Here is a 20547-nt window from a genome sequence, read left to right on the forward strand (position 1 = left end):
ATGACGAGTTCTCGCACCTTCGGGTTCGTCATCATTGCCGGGGCTGGCATCCTTGGCGTCTTCCTCGGGCGCGCCGTACCACACGATGCGCCGGGTGTCGCAGCGGATGCTAGCAGGTCACCCACCTCTCCGGACGCGACGCCTGCCGACGATGAGTGCGAGGCCGAACGAAGCGCCTTGGCCGCGACCAGGGCAAAACTGGAACTCTGCATGACCATTGGCACGGCGGAACCAGAGGCCGCGCCGTCCAGCGTTCCCGAGACCCCCGAGCCCGAGCCTCCAGCTTCCAACGTCGAACCGACCGTCCAAGAGATCATCGCCGAAGAGATCAGGAGCTATCACGGTCGTCTGGACAGCCTACCCGAGGCTGTGATCGTTCAAGAGGCGGATGGAACGATCGGCATCCATAAGCCCGACGATTGGCCGAGCGACGGTGACGGCCTCATCATCGGACGAAAGCTCCCAAGCGGAGAGATTGGATGGTATGCCGGGCCAGATGCTGGACCACGCTCCGATCCTGCCGCGTTTCGACCAACCAAGTCCACAATCGTCCTTGCGCCCGAATTTGTGCGTGAAGCAGACGGGGCGATCAGAGTACGTCGAGGTGCTCCAGCTTGGATAAAGCGCAGGCTCGGCGAGAGGGTCGATGTGCCTGCGAGTCCGTAGCTCATCGAGATCGGTGCAGAACCGCTCTTCGGTCGCGCCGAGGCGCCGGCACGTTGCGCTCGGGCCAGGGCGGCGTGGGCGCGGAGCGACACCGCGCCGTGACGCGCGCTCACTCCAGCAGAAAGTAGCGTGCGTCTCGCTTGATATCGAAATGGAAGTGGTCCGCGTGCGCATCGTTCGCGTTGGGCGTGAGGACGACGTTGAACAGCCCGCTCGTCGAAATGGAACAGACGATCTCCCGCAGCTCGAGGGCGTGGGGGCTGGGCGCCTTCGGCTCCGACCCGGGGCCGCACGGCGGCGCGCCGATGGCGCCGAGCCAGTCGGTCTTCACGTCGAGTCGAGTCCCGTCGGCCTTCACGAAGGCGGCCACGTCGATGGCGAGCCCGAGGGCGTGCTGGTTGGGGCGCCCGGGCGCCGCCGCCGGCTTCTTCGCGGCGCGCTCGCCCGGCTTCGCCGCCTTGCCGGTGGCCTTCGGGGTCTTCTTGCCTGCCAGCGGCTTCGCGGCCGCCTTCGTCGGCGCGACGGCGCCTGCTGGACCGGGCCGGTGCATGCTGAAGTGCACAACCTCGACGATCCCGCGCGTCGCGAGGAAGGCGGCGAGCTCGTCGAGCGCGAGGGCCAGCCGGCAATCTGCGATGTCGAACGGGGAGGCGGACCTCGGCTTCGCCACGCCGTCGCCGCGGAAGGTGACCCCGTGCAGCGCTCCGGTGAGCCTGATCGGCCGGTCGACCAGCGGAGCGCCGCGCGCCGGGGCGTACGGGATCCCGCGGGCCCTCATCTCCCTGTCGCAAGCGTCCGCCGAGAGCCCTCCGTACGTTGCCGCGCGCGACGCGGCGGACCACGCGGGCAGCTCGAACCGCGCGCCGCCCGCGTCCCCGCCGCCCTCCGCTGCGCCGGCCCCGCCGCCGTCCGCCGGTGAGCGGGCCTCGCCGCCTTCCAGGCCCGCCCCTGCGTCCGAGAGCGCCATCGCGGCGCCGGCGGAGCTGGACGTCGCCGCTGCTGGATCCCCCGCCTGCGCATCGACCCGCTCCGCCCGGGCGCGGCGCAGGGAGGCAATGCCGAGCGGGGTCAGCAGCGCACCGCCGAGGAGCACCGCCCCGAGGGCCAGCGCACGGCGAGAGCGGGAAGGGAGCGCGCTCATCCTCGGCGCAGCTTACCTCCCTCCGGCGTGAGGGAGCACGCCTTGCCGCTCTCCGCGGAATTTGCTCGACTCCCGCGATGTTTCACCCCCGCGCCGCGCTCCTTCATCACGCCGCCGCCCTCGGGATCGCGCTGGCCGCGCTGCTCGCGCCCCGCCAGGCCCCGGCGCGCGGCGCGCCGGCCGGCGGCGGGCCAGCGCCGTCTGCGCGGCCCGAGGCGCCGTCGCTCGTCACCGAGGCCGAGCGGACCGGCTTCCGGCGCACCGGTCGTTATGCCGAGGTCGAGCGGCTATGCCGCGACTTCGAGCAGGCCTATCCGGGCCGCGCACGCTGCGTCCGTTTCGGCACGACGCCCGAGGGCAGGCCCATGCTCGCGATCGCCGCCTCCGACGACGGCACGCTCGACCCCGCGGCGGCGCGCGCGAGGCGGCGCCCGGTGATCCTGTTCCAGGGCGGCATCCACGCCGGCGAGATCGACGGCAAGGACGGCGGCTTCTGGGCGCTCCGCGAGCTGCTCGACGGCGCGATGGCGCCCGGCGCCCTCGCGGCGGCCACGGCGGTGTTCGTGCCGGTGTTCAACGTCGACGGCCACGAGCGGTTCCGTCGAAACCAGCGGCCCAACCAGCGCGGCCCCGAGGAGATGGGCTTCCGCGCCACCGCGCAGAACCTCAACCTGAACCGCGACACCATGAAGGCCGAGGCGCCCGAGATGCGGGCCATGCTGGCGCTGCTCGACGCCTGGGATCCGGTGGTCCAGGTCGACCTGCACACGACCGACGGCGCGAAGTTCCAGCACGACATCGCGGTGGTCGTCGAGCCCTCGGTGCCTCACCCCGGCGGGCTCGACGCCGTGGCGCGCGCCCTCTCGGGGGAGCTCCAGGCGCGCCTCTCGGCGCTCGGTCACCTGCCGCTCCCGTTCTACCCGGCCTTCCGCGAGGACGACGACCCCTCGTCGGGGATCTCCACCGAGCCGGGGCCGCCGCGCTTCTCGCAGTCCTACAGCGCCGCCCGCAACCGCATCGGCGTGCTCGTCGAGACGCACAGCTGGGCCACCCACGCCGAGCGCGTGCGCGCGGTCCACGACCTCCTCGCGGCGCTCTTCGAGCGCGTCTCCTCCGGTTCCGGCGCGGGCGCCCTCCGCGCCGCGGCCGAGCGCGCGGACGCCGCGAGCGCGCGCCTCGCCGGCGTCCCCTTCGCCCTCACGCACCGCGCGGGGCCGGTCTCGCGCATCTTCCCGTTCCGCGGCTTCGCTTACGAGAAGCGCGCCTCGGAGATCTCGGGCGGCACGTGGACCCGTTACGACGAGTCCCGCCCGGAGATCTGGCGCGTGCCGCTGTTCGACCGCCTCCAGCCGGACCTGACGGTCACCGCGCCCGAGGCCGGCTACGTCATCCCGGCGGCGCACGCGGCGTGGGTAGCCGACAAGCTGCGCCTGCACGGCGTGCGTTACCAGATCCTCCCCGGGGCTCGCCCCGGCTTCGCCGTCGAGGCGTTCCGGGCCGACGCGGTGACGTTCGAGCGGCCCTTCGAGGGTCGCACGCGCGTGAAGCTCCAGGGCGCCTTCCGGTCGGAGCGGCAGGATCTTCCGGCAGGCTCGCTGTTCGTTCCCATCGCGCAGCCGCGGGCGCCCCTCGTCCTGCACCTCCTCGAGCCGCTCGCGCCCGACTCCCTCGTCGCCTGGGGCTTCTTCAACGCCTCCTTCGAGCGCAAGGAGTACATGGAAGCCTACGTCGCCGAGGAGGAGGCCCGCCGCATGCTCGCCGCGGATCCGGCGCTGCGCAACGAGTTCAATGCGCGCCTGCGCGATTCTGCGTTTGCGAACGACGCGAAGGCTCGCCTCGATTTCTTCTACAGGCGCCATCCGTCCTGGGACGAGCGCGTGAATCTCGTCCCGGTATTCCGCGTCGCCGCGCCGCCGTGACAGGCCTCTCCTTCGTTTCGTCTGCTTCGTCTGCACTCCGGCTCTGGTCGAATGTCCGTGAGCCCCACAGGCCTCACATCATTCGATGGATTCCGGCCAGTCTGCGGCGCCGCGCCGTGCGAGGGGGCTAGGCGCGGGTTGCGCGGAGCGCGCCGCGATCGCATGCTCGTCACGACATGTCGGCCGGCGTGCGATAGCGGTGACGCGCGCGCCTACGACGACGCACGGCGACGTGATGTCGCCTGACGGCGAAAGGGGGGGACGATGTTCCTGCGATGGGCGTTCGGCTTTTGTTCGGTGTTTTTCTTCGCCTTTCCTGCGCTGGCGCAGAATACGCGGATCGCGAACTTCACCTATGCTGGCAGCGGCTGCCCTGTCGGCTCCGCCGCGGGGGTGATCTCGCCTGATCAGAAGGCGTTGACAGTCATCTTCGACCAGTTCGAGGCGCACGCCGGCCCGGGAATCGGCCGCGCCTCGAACCGCGCGTTCTGCCAGCTGGCCGTGGATCTGCGGTTCGATCCGGGGTGGCAAGTCGCGGTCTTCGACGCCACGTACCGGGGGTTCGCCGACCTGGAGGGCGGCGTCCAGGGGCTCCACGAGACATCGTATTATTTCTCGGGGTCGCCGCTCACCTCGGGGCCGCTCACGTGGAGCATGATCGGGCCGTTCACGAGCGACTTCTCTCGCACGGACACCTTCACGACCACGGTCTGGTCCGAGTGCGGCACCGTGCGGCCGCTCAACATCAAGACGAGCCTCTACGTCACGAACCGGCTTGCGCCGTCGAGCTCCGGGGTGTTGACCAACGACACGACCGACGTCCAGGTCCGGATCGAGTACGGCCTCGTGTTCCGCCCCTGTCCCGGTCCCTGAGGTCGGCAGGGCGCCCGGCGAGCCTGGCGCGGCGGTGCCGCGCCGGGCTCGCTCACGCCATCAGGCAGCCGGCCGACGATCCTTGCATCGGCACGATGGCCAGGATCTCCCCGGTCTCCCCGAAGATCAGGAGCCGCGCGACGATGGCCTCCTTGCCCGTGCCGCACAGGGGCAGGAGCGCGAGCCGGACCGCTGGCCCGTTGCCCCCCTCGAACTTGAGGGCGAGCAGCTGCTTCTCGTCGCACTCCTCGAGGAGCTCCACGTCCGCCTCGATCTGGACCGGCGCCACCCGCGTGCACGCCTTGGCCTCGCCGAAGCTGTCCACCGTGCAGCGGTTGGGATCGAGCGAGATCCGGACCCGAGACGACCCCTGTTCGCCCACCGTGGTGATCTGGATCTGATGAACCGAAATCCCCTTCTGGAGCGGGATGGGCTCCACGAGATAGCCTGTTTCCAGCCGCAGATTCTTGATTTTCATCGGACCCCCGCCTCTCGGCCGTGCGTCCCGCGATCTCCGCCCATCGCGGCGCCGCGGCGGCGCGCCTGCTTCCACGAGAAGCACCGGTTGTGCCGGCGCGCGCGCGCGGAGCCCGCACGCGCGCCCTGCGCCGCCATCGCGCTCGGCGGAGCGCCGCCGCGCCGCCGTCCGCTCGTCCAGGCTCAGACGAGCCCGAATTTGTAGGTATCAAGGAGTCGGGCGAGGAGCGCCGCGTGCGCCGGATCCGCGAGGGAGCCGAGCCGGGTCACCTCGAGCTCCGCGCTGACGCGCTCGAAGAGGGCGGCGCAGACGCGGGTCGGATCGTGGCGCGCGACGTACGCGATGCCGTCGGGTCGCCTCGGGTGGTCGTGGATCGCGCGCGCCCAGCGGTGGGCGGCCCGATAGGACTCCCCCGAGGTCAGGCGGGCGTCGGCACCGAGGCGCGCCAGCCCCTCTCCCGTGAGGTTCACGAGCCGCAGCGGCCGCCGCGGCGCGATGCGCGCGAGCCCCCGCGCGGCGAGCTCGCTCTGCTCCACGAAGCGCACGCCGGTCGCGTGGCCGAACACCTCGATGAACGCGCAGCGCGCGTCCTTCCCGGCGTACAGCACGCCGAACTCGCCGTCCGGCGCGTCGAAGCGGTTGTCGCCCGAGCGACCGAAGTGCAGCGGTTCACGCGAGAGCCAGTGGATCCGGAACCAGCTCCGCCGGTAGATCGCGATGGGGAGCGGCGACGTCGCGAGGTCGAGGGGCGGGTCCGGATGCGCCCCGAGCGTCGTCGTCATCGCGGCGCGTTCTCAGGCCGCGCCTTGCTCACCGAAGGTGCGCGCGGCGAGCCGCACGGCGTCCAGCTCGCCGCGGCGGAGCCAGTCGAGCGGCCGCTCTCCGTCGAGGCGGAGGTTGCCGGAGAGGAAGAAGCGGACCTTCGCCAGCGGGGGGTGCGCTTCGAGGAGGGCCAGGATCTCCTCCATCCCCGGCAGCAGGCCCTCGTCCGCGAACTGCCATGCGGGGTAGAGGTGGCCACGAGCGCCGATGCTCACGGCCAGCAGCCTTCCTGCGGCGCGCCGCGCTTCGATCGCCTGGGGCGGGAGGTGGAGCCCCTCGCCGACCTCCTCGGCGGTGAGCGTGCCCCCTTCGGCCGCGAGGAGCGCGTCCCTCGCCTGCAGGCCGCGGAGGCGGGCCGGCGTGAGCGGATCTGCAGCGGAGAAGAGGCCGACGGCGCTCGGCTGCGTGAGCGCTGTCACCAGCGCGTCTGCGTTGCTGGGCGACGCGACCACCTCGCCAAGCTCGCTCTGATCGAGCCGCTCCGCGACCTGGGTGAGCGCGTCGATGCCGCGCGCCAGGAACTCGACCCGCAGCGGCTCACCGTCGAACTGCTGGTGGAGTCGCTCTGCAATTTCCGAAAGGGCGCTGGAGTCCCGATCCTTGGCCATGGCCGACCCAGGGACGATGCAGCGCGCGCGCAGCACCGTCAACCAAGCGCACGCCGCCCTTCTGCGTCATTACGACCATGCTGAACGGAACGTCAGTGAAAGCCATTCCCGGTGTCGCTGGTGTCGTTCTTCTTCGGTGAGCTCACCGGCTCCGAGTTTGTCGGGGGCGTCGGAAAGAGGGTCAGAGCTCGACCTGTTTCAGCATCGCGCTGGTGATCGACTGGCGCACGCTCGTGAGCTCTGCCCATGGGTCCCGGATCGTGGCGAGGCGCTGCGGCACGGTGTCGATGGTGAACGAGGCGGGATCGAGCGGCGCGTCGAGCTCGTCCCACGAGAGCGGCGTCGCGACGGCCGCGCCGGGGCGAGCCCGCGTCGAGTAGGGCGCCACCGCGGTGGCGCCGCGCCCGTTCCGCAGGTAGTCGACGAAGACCTTGCCGGCGCGCTTCGCCTTCGACATCGTCGCGGTGTACCGCGCCGGATCGGAGCGCACGAGCGCGTCGGCCACGGCCTTCGTGAACGCCTTCACCTCGTCCCAGCCCCTGCGTGGCGCTATCGGGACCACGACGTGCAGGCCTTTGCCGCCGGTCGTCTTGACGAAGCTCTGTAGCCCCAGCGACGAAAGGAGGCGCCGCGTCGTCCTCGCCGCGTCCGCCACGCGCTCCCACGGGAGATCCGGCGCTGGATCGAGGTCGAACACCATCCTGTCGGGCTGCTCGATCCGCTCCACGCGGCTCCCCCAGAGGTGCACCTCGAGCGCCCCCATCTGGACGAGCGACACGAGCCCTTCGGTGGTCTTGATATAAAGATAGGTGCGCTCGCCGTCGTCCTCCTGGACGGCCACCCGCTGGATTGCCTCGGACAGCCCCTCGGCCTCGTGCCTTTGAAAGAAGCATGGCTTGCCCTGGCCTGCGGGGCAGCGGACCAGCGTGAGCAGCCGCTTCTCGGCGTGGGTCAGCATGTGCTCGGCGATCTGCTCGTAATACCGGGCCAGCGCGAGCTTCGTGATCCCCTGCGCGGGATAGAGCACCTTGTCGGGGTTCGTCAGCGGCACCCCGGCGACTTCGACCCGCTCCGCGCCGCCGCTGCTCCGGCCCCCGCGCGGGGCCTTGCCCCCCGTCGTGCTCGCGGCTTTCCTCGGCGCCGCGCCGGCCGCTCTGCTTGGCGCCGCGCCCGCCGCCTCGCCGGGCGGCGATTGCGGCGGCGGCTGTTCGCGCTCGACGGTGACCGACTCCGGGGTGCGGTCCTCGCGGAGCCCTTCGAAGGAGGGGTGTCGCAGCCGTCCGTCGCGCGTCCACTCGGAAAAGCGGACCTCCGCGACGAGCCTGGGCTCGACCCAGCGCGCGCCCCGCATGCGCGGCGCCCCTGAACAGGCCGGCGTGGCGCGTACGATCGGATCGAGGCGGCTGCGCAGGGTCGTCAGCGTCTTGCTCGTGAAGCCCGTGCCCACCTTGCCGGCGTAGGCGAGCTTGCCCGATCTGTTCACGCCGACGAGGATCGCCCCCAGCCCTTTCCGGGCGCCGGACGGCTCGGTGAAGCCGACGATCACGAGCTCCTGGCGCCGGCCGCACTTCACCTTGAGCCAGCTGTCGCCGCGCCCGCTCCGGTAGGGCGCCTCCGGGCGCTTCGCGATGACGCCCTCGATCCCGAGCTCGCACGCGTGCTGGACGACGGCGGAGCCGTCCTCCGCGACGTGCTCCGTGTAGCGCAGGTGCCCGTCCTCGGGCGCTTCCGCGAGCAGCGCCTCGAGCGCCCGCTTGCGGGTGACCTGTGTGCACCCGCGGAGATCGCGGCCGTCGAGGTAGAGCAGGTCGAAGACGAAGTACATCAGGCGCCCCTCGCGCGTGCCATTCCCGTCGCTGAGCGCGTTCTGAAGGGCCTGGAAGTCGGTCACGCCGTCCGGCCTCACGACGACGATCTCGCCGTCCAGCACGGCCTCCCGCGCGGGCAGCTGGGCGAGGTCGTCGCGCACGCCAGCGAACCGCTCGGTCCAGTCCTGGCCGCGGCGGGTCAGGAGCGTCACGCGCCCTCCGCGGAGCTTCGCGAGCATGCGGTAGCCATCGAGCTTGACCTCGTAGAGCCACCCCTCGCCCGGGGGTGGCTCGGTGACGAGCGTCGCGAGCTGGGGCTCGATCTCGCCCGGGAACGGCCCTTTCCGGGCGCCCTCGAGCGCATCCGCGTAGGTCAGCGTCGGGCGCGGGATCGCTGCGGTGGTGTCCGCCTCTCCCGTCGCCGCGGGCGAGCGCTGGCTGTCCACGTCGGCCGCCGTTCCCCCGCGTTTGCGACGGACGGTCAGGGTTGCTTGTCGCACCGCTTGAGTCCGCCGCCCCGTGCCTTGTGCCTGTCTTTGTCCGGCCATCATCATGCCACCGTCTCTTTTGGTGGAAAAAGCAATTCCGATACCGCAATGGCATCTTCACCTGCCGGTGATTTCCCGCTCCCAGGCCGTGGCGCGGCCGGCTGAGCTCGACATGCGCGCCCCAGAATGCGGCGATCTGCCACGCACGCGTCCTCACCCGTGGCGCACCAACCGCGCCTCTGCGCAGCAAAGCTCCTCGGATCCCGGCGCACAGGCTCCCGCGCAACATCCGAGTTCCCACGCCTGCCACGGCGCCTGGAATGAACAGGTGCGCAGGGCCGCGGGGGTAGGTTCAGATCAAGGAAGGACGGACTCGAGGATATCGGCGATAGAACAAACGCTGCAACGCTGGTGCTATGCGTCGCCGCCGCTGTGATCGTCGGATGGTCGTTCCGGACGGCGTGGACAAGTCAAACGCTGCCGTGAGGGGCGAGCGATGCGGGGTACGCCCGGTGCCGGACCGAGCTACTGCAGTGCCTCGGAGGCGGTCGTCGCGGTGATGGCCTGGTCGTGCCACCGCTCCAGGGTCGCCAGCTCGACGCACGCCTCGATGCGAGCGTCGTCCAACGCGCTCAGCGCGAGCTGCCGGCGAGCGAGCACTCGTCGCAGGGCGGCGCGGGCCTCGGCCAGACGTCCCTTGCCGATGCCCTTCTCGATGCCCTTCTCGATGCCCTTCTCGATGAGCCGCTCCTGGACCTGCGGGCTCGCTTCGAGCAGCACCTCGAGGATGCGCTGCCGCCGGGCCTCCACCTCAGGGTCCTCGGCCTTGCCGAACCTCCACAGGAGCTCCTCTCGGGTCGTCGCTGACATCGCCAGGTACTCTAGCATGGCCAGCACCCAATCGATGGGCCGGCGTCCGGCTACCCACCGGCCGAACTCGTCGAGGGCTCGCCCGGAACGGGCGACCAGGAAAGCGATCAGCTCGTCACGCAGGGGGAGCTCGTTCGCTGCGACCCACAGCACCCAGTGCCCGAGCGGCTCCACGCGGTAGCAGCCGGGCGGTGGATCAGGAGCAGGCCATCACACTGCACCTTCTCGAGCCGGATCTCCGGTGGATCCTGCCAGGTGATGGCACCTCCAGTGAGGCGCTCCGTCTCTTCGGCGAACGTTCGCTTGGCGAACAGGTCCGGTTGACCCATCGCGCTGCGCGCTAGCAGAGGACGAGCGCAGGAGCCAGGGTCAATCGCAGATCAGCGAGATCGGCTGACCGCCTTTCTCACCGGCACTCGCAATCTATACACCCAAGGCCGCACCGCGACGAATTCTCAAATGAAGACGCCCCGGTCTCCGTAATACGCTTCTCGGTACGACGGCTCGCGCCCCCACACGCGACCCGTCATTGCGCGGGCGGCTCGCTCCAGTGGCGCACCAGATCAGGCAGCGCGGTCTCCGCCATGCGGGTGAGGTGCCTCACGTGATCTGGCTTCTGGGTGCCCGCATAGCCGCGGACATGGAACGCGCCCCTGTGCGCCTCGGACAGGGGGGCGAACCGGAGCTTCGCCTCGCTCGCCTCTCCGGTCAGGTCGTAGATCGCCTGCTCGTCCGCGCCCGCGCCCGGGGTGCGCTCCGCGCCCGTGAGCTTGAGGAGAGCGTCCGTGCTCTCGTGGGTGCCAGCGTAATCGCCGTTCGGGGTGATCTCCGAATGGGTGATCGACATCATCTTCTTGCCGGCGGCCGCCAGCTCGGCGAAGCGGCTGAACGGCTTGAGGCGCTCCATGTCCAGGCTGTGGTCGAGCGGCATGTAGCCGGTGTGGATGCCGTCCAGGAGAAGCACGGCGTCCACCTTGTCGGTGAACCCCGGCTGGTTCAGGAGCCCGCGAACCGCGGCGTACCCGGCGCTGAACGCCGAGAGCGCGACGCGCCGGAGCCGGGCGCCGCGCAGCCCACGGGCCTCGAGCGCCGTCTGCGCCTTCGCCATCAACGCCGGTAGATAGGAGCGGATCGAGAACTGGGTCTCGTACGCGCCAGAGCTGATGCCCAGATTGATGATCATCACAACCGCGTTGAGCCGGGCGCGATCGAACCCCGCCTGCACAACGTCGTTGACCCCGTGGAAGTGGATGACCAGATCGTACGCCCCATCTGCCGAGGCGAACGACGCGGGGATCGTGATGATCCCGTCAGGGATGGGGATCACCCCCGTTCGATCGAGCGTCGCGTCGGCCCGATCCGCGGCTGCGAGGGCCGGCGCCGCCGTTGCTGGCGTTGCCTGGAGCGGCGCGGCCGCTTCGGCCTTCGCCTCGACCCGCGCCGCCACCCCCGTCGACCGCAGGACGGCCGCGGCGGCCGCGGCAGGCTGGAGCACCGAGCCCGCGCGGAGATCGAAGCCCGCCGCGCCGAGCTGCATCGAGACGAGCCCGCCCACCACCGCCGCGAAGGCCAGGCCGGCACCCGCGCTCAAGGCGATGAGGCGCGACGTGGAACGCCGCGTCGGAGATGCCATGACCGGAGCCGGCGATTCAAACGGCATCGCCATGCCCCCAATCGACGCCGGCGGACGACGGAAAATTAAAGTGGGCTCATCCTCGTCATGCGGCAGTTGGACCTCCGCGCAAGGGGGCTCAGCGGGGAACATGTCAGCGATGATGCGAGGCCTATGCCACTCATGGCAAGAGCTAAAATTCTACATGATAGGTTCGCATGCGCATGCGTCAAGGAAGTGGACCTGGTCCGACGTAGTCCCATGGTGGTTCATCGTTTGCCCAGGGAAGCACCTTGCTTGCGCACGTAGTAGCCCCGTGGTTCCGGGATTCGTGAGCACCTCTGAGCCGCCGGTGCTCCGACGTGGCACGGCGTGGTACGACGTGAATGTTCAAGCGCCAGCAGATCAATAATGACGCGCTCCGGCAAAATCTCTCATGAATTGGCCGCTCTCACCGCCACCTTGGTCGCGCTGCGTCATCCCCTGTGCCTCATGGGAACTCGGGACACCCGAGCGCCCGGCGCGGTGCGATCGAGGCGCTGCCGAAGCAAGCCAGTCCGCCCTCCGAGGAGGATCTGGATGGCTCCTGCGCTTCGCGCAGAGCGCGTAATCGATTTCGCGCCATCCACCGCACGACCGCTCATGGCCGGACTGACCTCCATGCGCCGGGGTGTCTCGCCGGCCCTGCGCGTCGACCGTTGCACGTCCAACGGTTCACCGACGAGGGGACGCGCTGAGCGCGGCGCGCGCCCGCCGGGCGAGCTGGCGCTACAGGCGTCGCCCCGACGTTGGCGACGGACGACGCCCCGCTGCGCTCTGGAAATACGGCGCGACCGAGGCGCGGCGCACGTGGACCTTGACAGCGCGGGGCGCCTCTGGATCTCCTCTTTCCTCCCCACTCACCCGCACGGGCCCCCCATGACCAGCTTCCCCCGCGTCTACGAAGACAACACCCAGAGCATCGGCCGCACGCCGCTCGTGCGCATCCGCCGCGTGATCGAAGGCGCGCGCGCGACGGTGCTGGCGAAGATCGAGGGGCGCAACCCGGCGTACTCGGTCAAGTGCCGCATCGGCGCGGCCATGGTCTGGGACGCCGAGCAGCGGGGCGTGCTCGGCCCCGGCAAGGCGATCGTCGAGGCGACCAGCGGCAACACCGGCATCGCGCTGGCCTTCGCCGCCGCCTCGAGGGGGATCGAGTGCGTGCTCAGCATGCCCGAGACGATGAGCATGGAGCGGCGCAAGGTGCTCATCGCCCTCGGGGCCAAGCTGCTCCTGACGCCGGGCCCCAAGGGGATGAACGGCGCCATCGCCAAGGCCGAGGAGCTGGCCGCCTCCGACCCCGGCCGGTACGTGCTGATGCGGCAGTTCGAGAACCCGGCGAACCCCGCGATCCACGAGACCACCACAGGCCCCGAGATCTGGGACGACACCGCTGGCAACGTCGACGTCCTCGTCTCGGGCGTGGGCACCGGCGGCACGATCACCGGCGTCAGCCGCTACTTCGAGCGCGGCCGCGGCCGCGCCCTCCACTCCGTCGCGGTGGAGCCGGTCCACTCGCCGGTCATCTCGCAGACGCTCGCCGGCCAGCCGCTCACCCCGTCCCCGCACAAGATCCAGGGCATCGGCGCCGGCTTCGTCCCGAAGAACCTCGACCTCTCCTTCGTGGACCAGGTCGAGACGGTCTCGAACGACGAGTCCATCGCCATGTCGCGGCGCCTCGCGTCCGAGGAGGGCATCCTCTGCGGCGTGTCCTGCGGCGCGGCCATGGTCGCGGCGGGCCGGCTCGCGAAGGATCCGAAGTGGGAAGGAAAGACCATCGTGGTCATCCTCCCGGACGCCGGCGAGCGGTACCTCTCGGGGCCCCTCTTCGAAGGAATGTTCTCCGAGGTCGAGGCCATGAAGGCCTCGTGAGGTCGACGTGAGCAAGAAGTGTGATGCTGCCCCCTCCGAGGCGTCGGCCGACCTGCACGGCATCGTCGACGCGCTGATCGCGAGCTACCGGGCGGATGCGCGCGGGCATCACATCAACAAGCGCTTCACCCCGTCGCGCCAGGAGATCACCGAGATCATCGATCTCCTGCTCCAGATCTTCTACCCGGGCTACCACGGGCGGCAGGACCTGTCGGACGAGGACCTGCTCTACCACGTGGGCACCCTGGTCTCGACGCTGCGGGACAAGCTGGAGCGGCAGATCGAGCGCTGTCTGTGCTTCCAGGACGAGACCGTCGACGCGGACCGCCTCGACGTCCCGAGGTGCCGGCAGCGGGGGCGCGACGTGGCGCGGGTGTTCATCTCCCGTCTGCCGGAGGTCCGGCGGCGCCTCCTGCTCGACGTGCAGGCGGCCTACGACGGCGATCCCGCGGCGGCGTCGATGGACGAGATCATCCTGGCCTATCCAGGCCTCCTCGCCGTGACGGTGCACCGGGTCGCGCACGAGCTGTACCTCCTCGGCGTGCCGCTCATGCCCCGGATCATGAGCGAGTGGGCGCACACGAGGACGGGCGCCGACATCCACCCAGGCGCCAACATCGGTGACAGCCTCTTCATCGATCATGCCACCGGCGTCGTGATCGGCGAGACGACCGACATCGGCGAGCACGTCAAGCTCTACCAGGGCGTGACGCTCGGCGCCCTGTCCCTGCCGCAGCACTCGCGGGGCGCGCGCGGCCTGAAGCGCCACCCCACCGTGGAGGACAGCGTCACCATCTACGCGAACGCCACGGTCCTCGGCGGCAAGACGGTGCTGGGGCAGGGGAGCGTGGTGGGCGGCTCGGTGTTCCTCACGAAGAGCGTCGCCGGCGGCCAGCGCGTCGCGCTCGAGGCCCCGAGGCTGCGGGTCGCGTCGCCGCCCCACGGCACGCCCGCCGTCGGCGGCTCCGATCCGGACAGCATCCTCGACTTCGACATCTAGACCGCCGCTCTGCTCTGCATGGCGCAGGGGCGGGCGGAAATCGCTGCAGAGCGCCAGGCGCGCCTCATCGATCGGAGTGGCCGAGAGGGCGCTCCGGGGCGACGCGGTCGCGGATCGCCTGCTTGAGCTCCTTGGGCTCGGGGAAGCGCCCTTCGACGGCGCGCGAGAAGAGCGGCGCGCCGTCGAGCGTGATGTCGAAGATGCCGCTCTCGCCCGGCGAGAGGAGCACGTCGATCTCGTCAGGGAAGGTGATCAGCAGCTCCTGAGCGAGCCAGGCCGCGCGCGTGAGCCAGCGGCACTTGGGGCAATACCGGATCGCGACGAGCGGCCGTTGCGGGGCGGGGGCGGTATCCATGGCTGGATCGTAGCGCGGGCAGCCTCAGACGAGGAGCAGCACCTGTGCGGCGCGGTAGGGCTCGAGCTCAGCCCACACCACAAGGCGATCCGCCTGCGGGAGCACCTCGATGATGTGAGCGAGGTCCGCCGGGTGCAGATCCCTGAGCTTCCTCTGCAGCAGGGCGAGATTTTGCCGGTGGACCGGCGCCTCGACGAGCTCTTTGTTCTTGCTCTCCTGCTTGTGGGTCAGCGTCTCGATGACGCGTTGCTTTTCGAGCAGGGTAGTCACCAGGCTCAGGCTCTCTTGCAGTTTCTCCTGGGACCTGGGCGTGCTCATGGCGGCTCCGGGCGCGGGGGCGCGCCGAGCATAGCCCGGGTCCGCGCGGCCGGTCGTATGCCGCGTGCGGTCGCGCTCGCCGTATTGACCAGACCCCATGGCTCATGGTTCTGTCGGCCCGATGAAGCGCGCGTTCGATTTGTGCGTGGTTGGGCTCTCGCTCGGAGCGATGGCCTGTGGACCGGGCCTGGAACCCGAGGTGGTCGTGCATCCTCCCCGGCCCACTGTCTCGCCGGAGAGCACCGCCAGCACGACCAGCGGCGGGTGTCCGGCCATCGGCCACGCCGAGCCGCTCATCGTCGACTGGCTCACGACACGCCGCTCCGATCTCGGGCTCGCGATGAAAGACGGCATCGCCGTCGTCTCCTACGACTGCACGACGCTGAAGCTCCTCACGCAGTGCAAGCTCCCAGGGAGCTACTCCTTCGCTGGCGTGACCCGGGCAGAAAAAGTAATACAATTAACAAACCCTGCGGAGATGCAGGCGAACGTCCCCTTCGGGGCCCCGGCGCTGAGCACCGCGATCGAGGGCGGCGGCTCGGCCGCGATCGACGTGGCGCTCGTGCCGACGGGGAAGATGGCGACCACGGTGGCCTCCTCCTCCGCGCAGGATCTCTCGGGCAGCTGCGAGGGCGCGACGCACTTCGTGCGCGCCGCGCTCCTCGGGGCCTTCGCGATGACGCCAGGCAGCCGGGGCACGGCGCGGACGGTGGATCAGGTCTTCGGGGCGGTCGGGGCGGCCGCGACGGCGGGCCAGGGCGGCACCACGAGCAAGGAAGGGGAGCTCGAAGCCTGCCGGGCCGCGAAGCCCGACGCGCAGGCGCCGACGGAGCGCTGCCATGCGCCGCTGCGCCTGGAGCTCGTCCCGCTGCTCACGAAGAAGGCGGCGGCGGCCGAGGCTCCCGTGAAGCAGGCGGAAGACGAGTTCCCGAAGCTGTCGAGCCTGTGCCCGCTCGGGACGGTGCCGAGCGGGGCGAAGTGCTCCCCGCCTGCGCTCGCGCCCGCGCACCTGTGCGAGCCCAACGACGCCCGCTCCTGCGCGGCGGAGTGCGGGAAGGGTGATGTCGGCAGCTGCTATCACCTCGGGATTCAGTACCTGGGCGGCAAGGATTTTCCGCGCGATGACGCGAGGGCAGCGGAGCTGTTCGAGAAGGCGTGCGGCGCCGGCGTCACGCAGGCCTGCTATGCGAGGGCGAAGCAGCTCCTGCGCGACATGAAGAGCGCCAAGGTCCCCCCGGACGCCGCGGGGCGGGCCAAGGTGCGAGAGTTCGCCGACAAGGCGTGCGAGATGGGCGACGGCTGGGCGTGCTTCAGCGTGGCCGAGTGGTACCTCAGCGAAGGCCCGCAGGCGGTCCTCCCGAAGGATCCGACGCGCGCGGTCGCGTTCCTCCGGCGCGGCTGCGATCTCGGGCACGGGCCGAGCTGCAGCGCGCTGGGCAAGATGCTGGTCGAGGGGAAGCTCGCGGCGAAGGACGTGGGGGTCGCCGTCGGCGTGCTCCAGCGCGCGTGCCAGGGCGGCCAGTCCGAGGACTGCGTCGATCTCGGCGACATCCTGCGCAAGGGGCAGGGCGCGCCGAAGGACGGGGTGAAGGCGATCGCGGCGTACAGCCACGGTTGCAGCCTGGGGGACATGCGCGCCTGCAACGCCGCCGGCTCGGTCTACGCGCAGGGCGACGGCGTTCCGAAGGACGTCGCGAAGGCATATTCGTTCTTCGAGAAGGGCTGTCCGGAGAAGGGGTTCGGGGCGGATGCGTGCTTGAGCCTCGCCGGCATGTACGAGAAGGGGAACGGCATTCCGAAGGACATGTCGCGCGCCGCGGCGCTCTACGAGAAGGTGTGTGGGACGGGCGGCTGCCTGCGGGCCGCCGAGATCTGGCAGCGCGGCGACGGCGTGACGGCCGATCCGGAGCGGGCCTACTCGCTCTACGAGAAGGCCTGCACGCAGTGGGGCGAGAAGAAGGCGTGCGACGCGTTCGGCCCGCTCCTGGAGCGCAAGGACAAGGAGCGGGCTCGGACCTTCTACGCTGACCAGTGCATGCGGACGCAGGACAAGGCGGCGTGCGCAGCCCAGAAGCGGCTCGGCGGCGCGCCGCGCTAAAAGAGCTTCATCTGACGATCGGCCCCGGCGCGTGATCCCCTCTGCGCCTCGGGCGACGGGCCGGCCCGAAGGAGCAGGCGCTCCTCCACCTCGCGTACGAACGGCGACACCTCGGTCTCAACCACCTTGCCGTGCCGCGCGCGCTGCATGGACCGGGTGAGGAACAACCGCTCTCGCGCCCGCGTCATGCCCACATAAAAGAGCCGGCGCTCCTCGGCGACGTCCGTCTCGTCCCTGCCGGGGAACCGGAGCGGGAGCAGGCCGTCCTCGCACCCCACGAGGAAGACCACCCGGAACTCGAGCCCCTTGGCCGCGTGCAGCGTCAGCAGCGAGATGCGGTCGGCCCGCGAATCCCACGCGTCGATCTCGGAGCACACCGCGAGCTCGATCAAGAAGCGATCGACGTCCCCGCCGCAGCGCTCCGCGAGCGCGAGGTGCAGCTCCAGCGCCGCGTCCACGTCGGCCTCGCGCAGACACGCCGCGTTCGCCGCGCCCTCCTCGGCCGCCCCCGCCGCGGGCGGAGCGCCGGCGAGCCCGGGCTGCGCCACCTCCTCGCGGAGGCGCGCCGCGGCCGCCTTGAGGCGCGCCGTGAGCGGCCCCGGCGGTGTGCCGGCGAGCGCCCGCGCGAGCGCCTCCGAGCCCGCGCGCTCGGCGAGGAGGCGATCCGACCGCCGCTGGAACGGCATCCCCGAGCGGGCGAACGCCTCCCGGAGCCGCTCGGACTGCGCCTCGGTCCGGTAAAGGACCGCGAAATCCGAGAAGGAATGGTCGCCGCTCCCGGCAGGGTCGCCCACCCGCCCGCTATCCATCGAGAAGAACGTGGACCCGCCGAGCATCCGCTCGATCGTGTGGACCACGCGCTCGGCTTCGGCGGCTTCCGTCGGCGACTCGTGGACAGCCACGAGCTCCACGCCGCCCGCGCTCGGCAGGAGCTCCCGCGCGCCGAGCGTCGGTGAGGGCGCGATCACCTGGAGCGCCGCTTCGACGATGGGGCGCGACGAGCGGTAGTTCCGCTTCAACCGCACAACGCGGGCCGCCGGGAAATCTTGCTGGAAACGGAAGAAGAAGCCCACGTCCGCGCCGCGGAATCCGTAGATCGCCTGATCGGGATCGCCGATGGCGCAGACGTTCCCGCCGGGAGCGACGAGCGCGCGCACCAGCCGGTACTGGCGCTCATCGATGTCCTGGTACTCGTCGATCGAGAGATACAGGGCCCGCTCGCGCGCCGCGGCGAGCGCTCCGCTCTGCTGCTCCAGGAGCAGGACGGCGTGCCCGATCAGGTCGTCGAGGTCGAGGAGCCCGCGCGCGGCGAGCTCGTCCTCGTACACCTTCCACGCGCGGTCGACGTGGCGGTCGATCTCGCCGCCTGCGGGCGGCGACCCGTGCGCGTCGGCGTGGCGCGGGCAGCGCCGCTTCAGCGCGGCGATGTCGGCGAGCAACCGGGCCGCCCGCCGGTCCGGGACGCCGAGCGCCGCGGCGAGCAGCGCCGTCCGCTCGCGCTCGCCGGCGATCGCGGGCGGCGCGGCCCCCGCGCCCTGGGCGTGCTCGCGGAGCAGGGAGAGGCCCAGCGCGTGGAAGGTCATGGCGGGCACGCGGCCGCCGGCCTCGCCGAGCAGCGCGCCGAGCCGCTCCCGCAGCTCGTCGGCGGCGCGGCGGGTGAAGGTGATCGCGAGGCACTGCTCCGGCGGCACCCCGAGATCGAGGACGAGGTGCGCGATCCGGTGCGTGAGCGTGCGGGTCTTGCCTGTGCCTGGCCCCGCGAGGAGGAGCAGCGCGCCGTCCGTGATCTCCGCAGCGGCCCGCTGCTCCGGGTCGAGCGCGTCGAGCGGCGCTGCGCCGGGCGGCGCAGGCGGCGCGCCGCGGGACACCTCGCCGGCCGGGGCCGGGCGAGGCGCCGCGTCGGCCCGGCCGCGGCGCGGAGGGGGGCGCGACGCCGCGGGAGCGCGCGCCCCCGAGGGAGGCGGCTGCGGCGCCGCGGCCTCCGGCTGGAAGAGGAGCCCGCCCCCGCGGCGCTGCGCGAGCTCCTCCGGCTGGAAGACCCGGATCGCGCCGTACTCGCCGTCGTAGCCTGCGTCGCGGATCACGCGCCCTTCGCGCATCCGCGCGATCGCCTCGGCGAGCAGGGGCGTGCCGGCGCGCTCGATCTCGTCGAGCGGGGCGTCGCCGAGGAGGAACAGCTCGGGGCCGATGCGCGACAGCACCCCGTCGTAGCTCCGCTGCACCACCTTGCTGGCGGCGCCCACGCCGTGGAGCTCGGCCAGCACCTCGGGCAGCGGCACCAGGTTGCGGAACTCGCTCGCGCCCTCGGGGCGCACGCCCTCGTCGCGATCGGCGAGCTCCTCGACCCGGTGCAGCACGCCCACCGTGACCGGGTGCCCGCACACGGGGCAGGCGAGGGCGAGCGCCCGCGTCTCCGCGGGCGAGAGCACGACATTGCACTTGCGGTGGCCGTCGAGGTGGTATTTGCCCTCTTCCGGGAAGAACTCCACCGTGCCCCCGAAGCCCTCACCGGTCTCCAGGGCACGCCGGATCGCGAAGTAGTCGAGCGGGGCGTCGAAGGCCGTGGCCTCGCGCCCGAGCTTCGCGGGCGAGTGCGCGTCCGAGCTCGAGACGAGCCGGTACCGATCGAGCCCGGAGATCCGCCAGTTCATCGCAGGATCGGACGAGAGCCCGGTCTCGAGCGCGAAGATGTGGGGCGCGAGATCGCCATAACACTCCTCGACCGCGTCGAAGCCCGCCTTGGAGCCCAGCACCGAGAACCAGGGAGTCCAGATGTGCGCCGGCACGAGGTAGGAGCCCTCGCCGGCCTCCAGCACGATCTCGAGAAGGTGGCGCGAATCGAGCCCGAGGATGGGCCGCCCGTCGGCGGTCAGGTTGCCGATCTTGGCGAGCGCGCGGACGATGCGCTCCGCCGCGTCGAAGCTGGGCGCGTAGAGGAGGTGATGGATCTTCCGCGTCCGATCTCCCTTCTTGTAGATCGTCGAGATCTCCACCGAGAGGACGAAGCGCGTCTCTCCGCGGCAGGCCCCGGGGAGCCGATCCGAGACCGCGCGGCCGAGATCGTCCCGCAGGCGGAAGAGCCCGGGCTCGGCGGGCACGAGGTGCTCGCGGAGCTCGGCCATCCACGCTGGATGGGTGAAGTCCCCCGTGCCCAGCACCGCGATGCCCTTGCGCTGAGCCCAGTAGCTCAGATGCGCGAGATCGCAATCGCTGCTCGTCGCGCGGGAGTACTTCGAGTGCACATGGAGGTCTGCATAAAAACGCATGGTGTTCCGCCGTGAGGTGCCGTTTACCTATCGAGCTCCCTCGCGCTGTCAATCGCGGATACCAGCAGCCTTGATGAAATATGGCTGGAAATTGAGGTGGGCTGACCGCAATGCGTCGCGATGCGTGAGAGTCGTTGTCCTGTGGCAAAAGGTGCTCGCGCGATGCAATGCGGTTCGACGGGCTCGACGGGCTCGACGGGCTCGCCCGCGTGGCAAAAGGCGCTCGCTCGATGCAATGCGGTTCGACGGGCTCACCCGGACGACACGTTCATGGCGTGAGGGCCGACCGCGTCGCACGAGGCCGCGCGCACGGC

The 20547-nt window shown here is 71.0% G+C and carries 17 protein-coding genes; 6 read left to right on the forward strand and 11 right to left on the reverse strand.

The features are described 5' to 3' along the window. Positions 1–666, forward strand: a complete 666-nt coding sequence (locus tag WME97_RS19375) for a hypothetical protein (protein ID WP_437553752.1) — start codon at positions 1–3, stop codon at positions 664–666. 109 nt (positions 667–775) lie between these two features. Here WME97_RS19375 and WME97_RS19380 read toward each other — a convergent pair whose 3' ends face one another. Continuing rightward, positions 776–1807: an extensin family protein gene (locus WME97_RS19380; RefSeq protein ID WP_437553755.1), complete on the reverse strand. Its 1032-nt coding sequence runs from the start codon at positions 1805–1807 to the stop codon at positions 776–778. Positions 1808–1884: 77 nt separating this feature from the next. Here WME97_RS19380 and WME97_RS19385 point away from each other — a divergent pair, with 77 nt between their 5' ends. Beyond that, the gene (locus WME97_RS19385) at positions 1885–3726 is read left to right on the forward strand and encodes a M14 family zinc carboxypeptidase (protein WP_437553757.1); all 1842 of its coding nucleotides are present in this window, start codon (positions 1885–1887) and stop codon (positions 3724–3726) included. 264 nt (positions 3727–3990) lie between these two features. Next, positions 3991–4599, forward strand: coding sequence for a DUF4360 domain-containing protein (locus WME97_RS19390; RefSeq protein WP_437553759.1), 609 nt, complete (start codon positions 3991–3993; stop codon positions 4597–4599). A gap of 52 nt (positions 4600–4651) precedes the next feature. On the opposite strand, the gene WME97_RS19395 is transcribed toward WME97_RS19390, so the two are convergent. The 7 genes from WME97_RS19395 to WME97_RS19425 form a co-directional block, all read right to left on the reverse strand. Then, complete coding sequence (locus WME97_RS19395) at positions 4652–5077, reverse strand: hypothetical protein (RefSeq protein ID WP_437553760.1); 426 nt, start codon at positions 5075–5077, stop codon at positions 4652–4654. 182 nt (positions 5078–5259) lie between these two features. Next, positions 5260–5859 carry an RES family NAD+ phosphorylase gene (locus WME97_RS19400; protein ID WP_437553762.1) on the reverse strand — a complete coding sequence of 200 codons (600 nt, stop codon included), beginning with the start codon at positions 5857–5859 and terminating at the stop codon, positions 5260–5262. Positions 5860–5871: 12 nt separating this feature from the next. After that, positions 5872–6507 carry a hypothetical protein gene (locus tag WME97_RS19405; protein WP_437553764.1) on the reverse strand — a complete coding sequence of 212 codons (636 nt, stop codon included), beginning with the start codon at positions 6505–6507 and terminating at the stop codon, positions 5872–5874. A gap of 181 nt (positions 6508–6688) precedes the next feature. Continuing rightward, positions 6689–8815: a DNA ligase D gene (gene ligD, locus WME97_RS19410; protein WP_437553766.1), complete on the reverse strand. Its 2127-nt coding sequence runs from the start codon at positions 8813–8815 to the stop codon at positions 6689–6691. A 513-nt stretch (positions 8816–9328) separates the two neighbouring features. Next, a complete protein-coding gene (locus tag WME97_RS19415) occupies positions 9329–9673 on the reverse strand; it encodes a hypothetical protein (protein ID WP_437553768.1) in 345 nt (114 codons plus the stop codon). A 107-nt stretch (positions 9674–9780) separates the two neighbouring features. Next, on the reverse strand, positions 9781–10002 hold the full coding sequence (locus WME97_RS19420; protein ID WP_437553770.1) for a hypothetical protein: 222 nt from the start codon (positions 10000–10002) through the stop codon (positions 9781–9783). Positions 10003–10199: 197 nt separating this feature from the next. Continuing rightward, on the reverse strand, positions 10200–11438 hold the full coding sequence (locus tag WME97_RS19425) for a hypothetical protein (protein ID WP_437553772.1): 1239 nt from the start codon (positions 11436–11438) through the stop codon (positions 10200–10202). Between the two features lie 765 nt (positions 11439–12203). On the opposite strand from WME97_RS19425, the gene cysK reads away from it, so the two are divergent. After that, positions 12204–13196 (forward strand): cysteine synthase A, encoded by a 993-nt coding sequence (gene cysK / locus WME97_RS19430; RefSeq protein ID WP_437553774.1) that lies wholly within the window; start codon positions 12204–12206, stop codon positions 13194–13196. 7 nt (positions 13197–13203) lie between these two features. Next, positions 13204–14196, forward strand: coding sequence for a serine O-acetyltransferase (locus tag WME97_RS19435; protein WP_437553776.1), 993 nt, complete (start codon positions 13204–13206; stop codon positions 14194–14196). Positions 14197–14260: 64 nt separating this feature from the next. Here the strand turns inward: WME97_RS19435 and WME97_RS19440 are convergent, their stop codons facing one another. Together WME97_RS19440 and WME97_RS19445 are read right to left on the reverse strand one after the other, a co-directional pair. Next, on the reverse strand, positions 14261–14551 hold the full coding sequence (locus WME97_RS19440; RefSeq protein ID WP_437553778.1) for a SelT/SelW/SelH family protein: 291 nt from the start codon (positions 14549–14551) through the stop codon (positions 14261–14263). A 24-nt stretch (positions 14552–14575) separates the two neighbouring features. Next, on the reverse strand, positions 14576–14869 hold the full coding sequence (locus WME97_RS19445) for a magnesium transporter MgtE N-terminal domain-containing protein (RefSeq protein WP_437553780.1): 294 nt from the start codon (positions 14867–14869) through the stop codon (positions 14576–14578). Positions 14870–15347: 478 nt separating this feature from the next. Between WME97_RS19445 and WME97_RS19450 the strand changes: the two genes are divergently transcribed. Next, complete coding sequence (locus WME97_RS19450; protein WP_437553782.1) at positions 15348–16967, forward strand: SEL1-like repeat protein; 1620 nt, start codon at positions 15348–15350, stop codon at positions 16965–16967. Here WME97_RS19450 and WME97_RS19455 read toward each other — a convergent pair. Further along, positions 16964–20233 (reverse strand): UvrD-helicase domain-containing protein, encoded by a 3270-nt coding sequence (locus tag WME97_RS19455; protein ID WP_437553784.1) that lies wholly within the window; start codon positions 20231–20233, stop codon positions 16964–16966. The genes WME97_RS19450 and WME97_RS19455 overlap by 4 nt on opposite strands. Between the last annotated feature and the right edge of the window lie 314 nt (positions 20234–20547).

The sequence above is a fragment of the Sorangium sp. So ce367 genome (genome assembly GCF_051520455.1).
Lineage (GTDB): Bacteria > Myxococcota_A > Polyangia > Polyangiales > Polyangiaceae > Sorangium > Sorangium cellulosum_B.

Coding starts and splice junctions, on each gene's coding strand:
- WME97_RS19420 (WP_437553770.1), bottom strand. CDS start 10,002: ATGGGTCAACCGGACCTGTTCGCCAAGCGAACGTTCGCCGAAGAGACG.
- WME97_RS19455 (WP_437553784.1), bottom strand. CDS start 20,233: ATGCGTTTTTATGCAGACCTCCATGTGCACTCGAAGTACTCCCGCGCG.
- WME97_RS19445 (WP_437553780.1), bottom strand. CDS start 14,869: ATGAGCACGCCCAGGTCCCAGGAGAAACTGCAAGAGAGCCTGAGCCTG.
- WME97_RS19380 (WP_437553755.1), bottom strand. CDS start 1,807: ATGAGCGCGCTCCCTTCCCGCTCTCGCCGTGCGCTGGCCCTCGGGGCG.
- WME97_RS19385 (WP_437553757.1), top strand. CDS start 1,885: ATGTTTCACCCCCGCGCCGCGCTCCTTCATCACGCCGCCGCCCTCGGG.
- cysK (WP_437553774.1), top strand. CDS start 12,204: ATGACCAGCTTCCCCCGCGTCTACGAAGACAACACCCAGAGCATCGGC.
- WME97_RS19450 (WP_437553782.1), top strand. CDS start 15,348: ATGCAGGCGAACGTCCCCTTCGGGGCCCCGGCGCTGAGCACCGCGATC.
- WME97_RS19390 (WP_437553759.1), top strand. CDS start 3,991: ATGTTCCTGCGATGGGCGTTCGGCTTTTGTTCGGTGTTTTTCTTCGCC.
- WME97_RS19395 (WP_437553760.1), bottom strand. CDS start 5,077: ATGAAAATCAAGAATCTGCGGCTGGAAACAGGCTATCTCGTGGAGCCC.
- WME97_RS19405 (WP_437553764.1), bottom strand. CDS start 6,507: ATGGCCAAGGATCGGGACTCCAGCGCCCTTTCGGAAATTGCAGAGCGA.
- WME97_RS19415 (WP_437553768.1), bottom strand. CDS start 9,673: ATGTCAGCGACGACCCGAGAGGAGCTCCTGTGGAGGTTCGGCAAGGCC.
- WME97_RS19425 (WP_437553772.1), bottom strand. CDS start 11,438: ATGTTCCCCGCTGAGCCCCCTTGCGCGGAGGTCCAACTGCCGCATGAC.
- WME97_RS19400 (WP_437553762.1), bottom strand. CDS start 5,859: ATGACGACGACGCTCGGGGCGCATCCGGACCCGCCCCTCGACCTCGCG.
- WME97_RS19440 (WP_437553778.1), bottom strand. CDS start 14,551: ATGGATACCGCCCCCGCCCCGCAACGGCCGCTCGTCGCGATCCGGTAT.
- WME97_RS19375 (WP_437553752.1), top strand. CDS start 1: ATGACGAGTTCTCGCACCTTCGGGTTCGTCATCATTGCCGGGGCTGGC.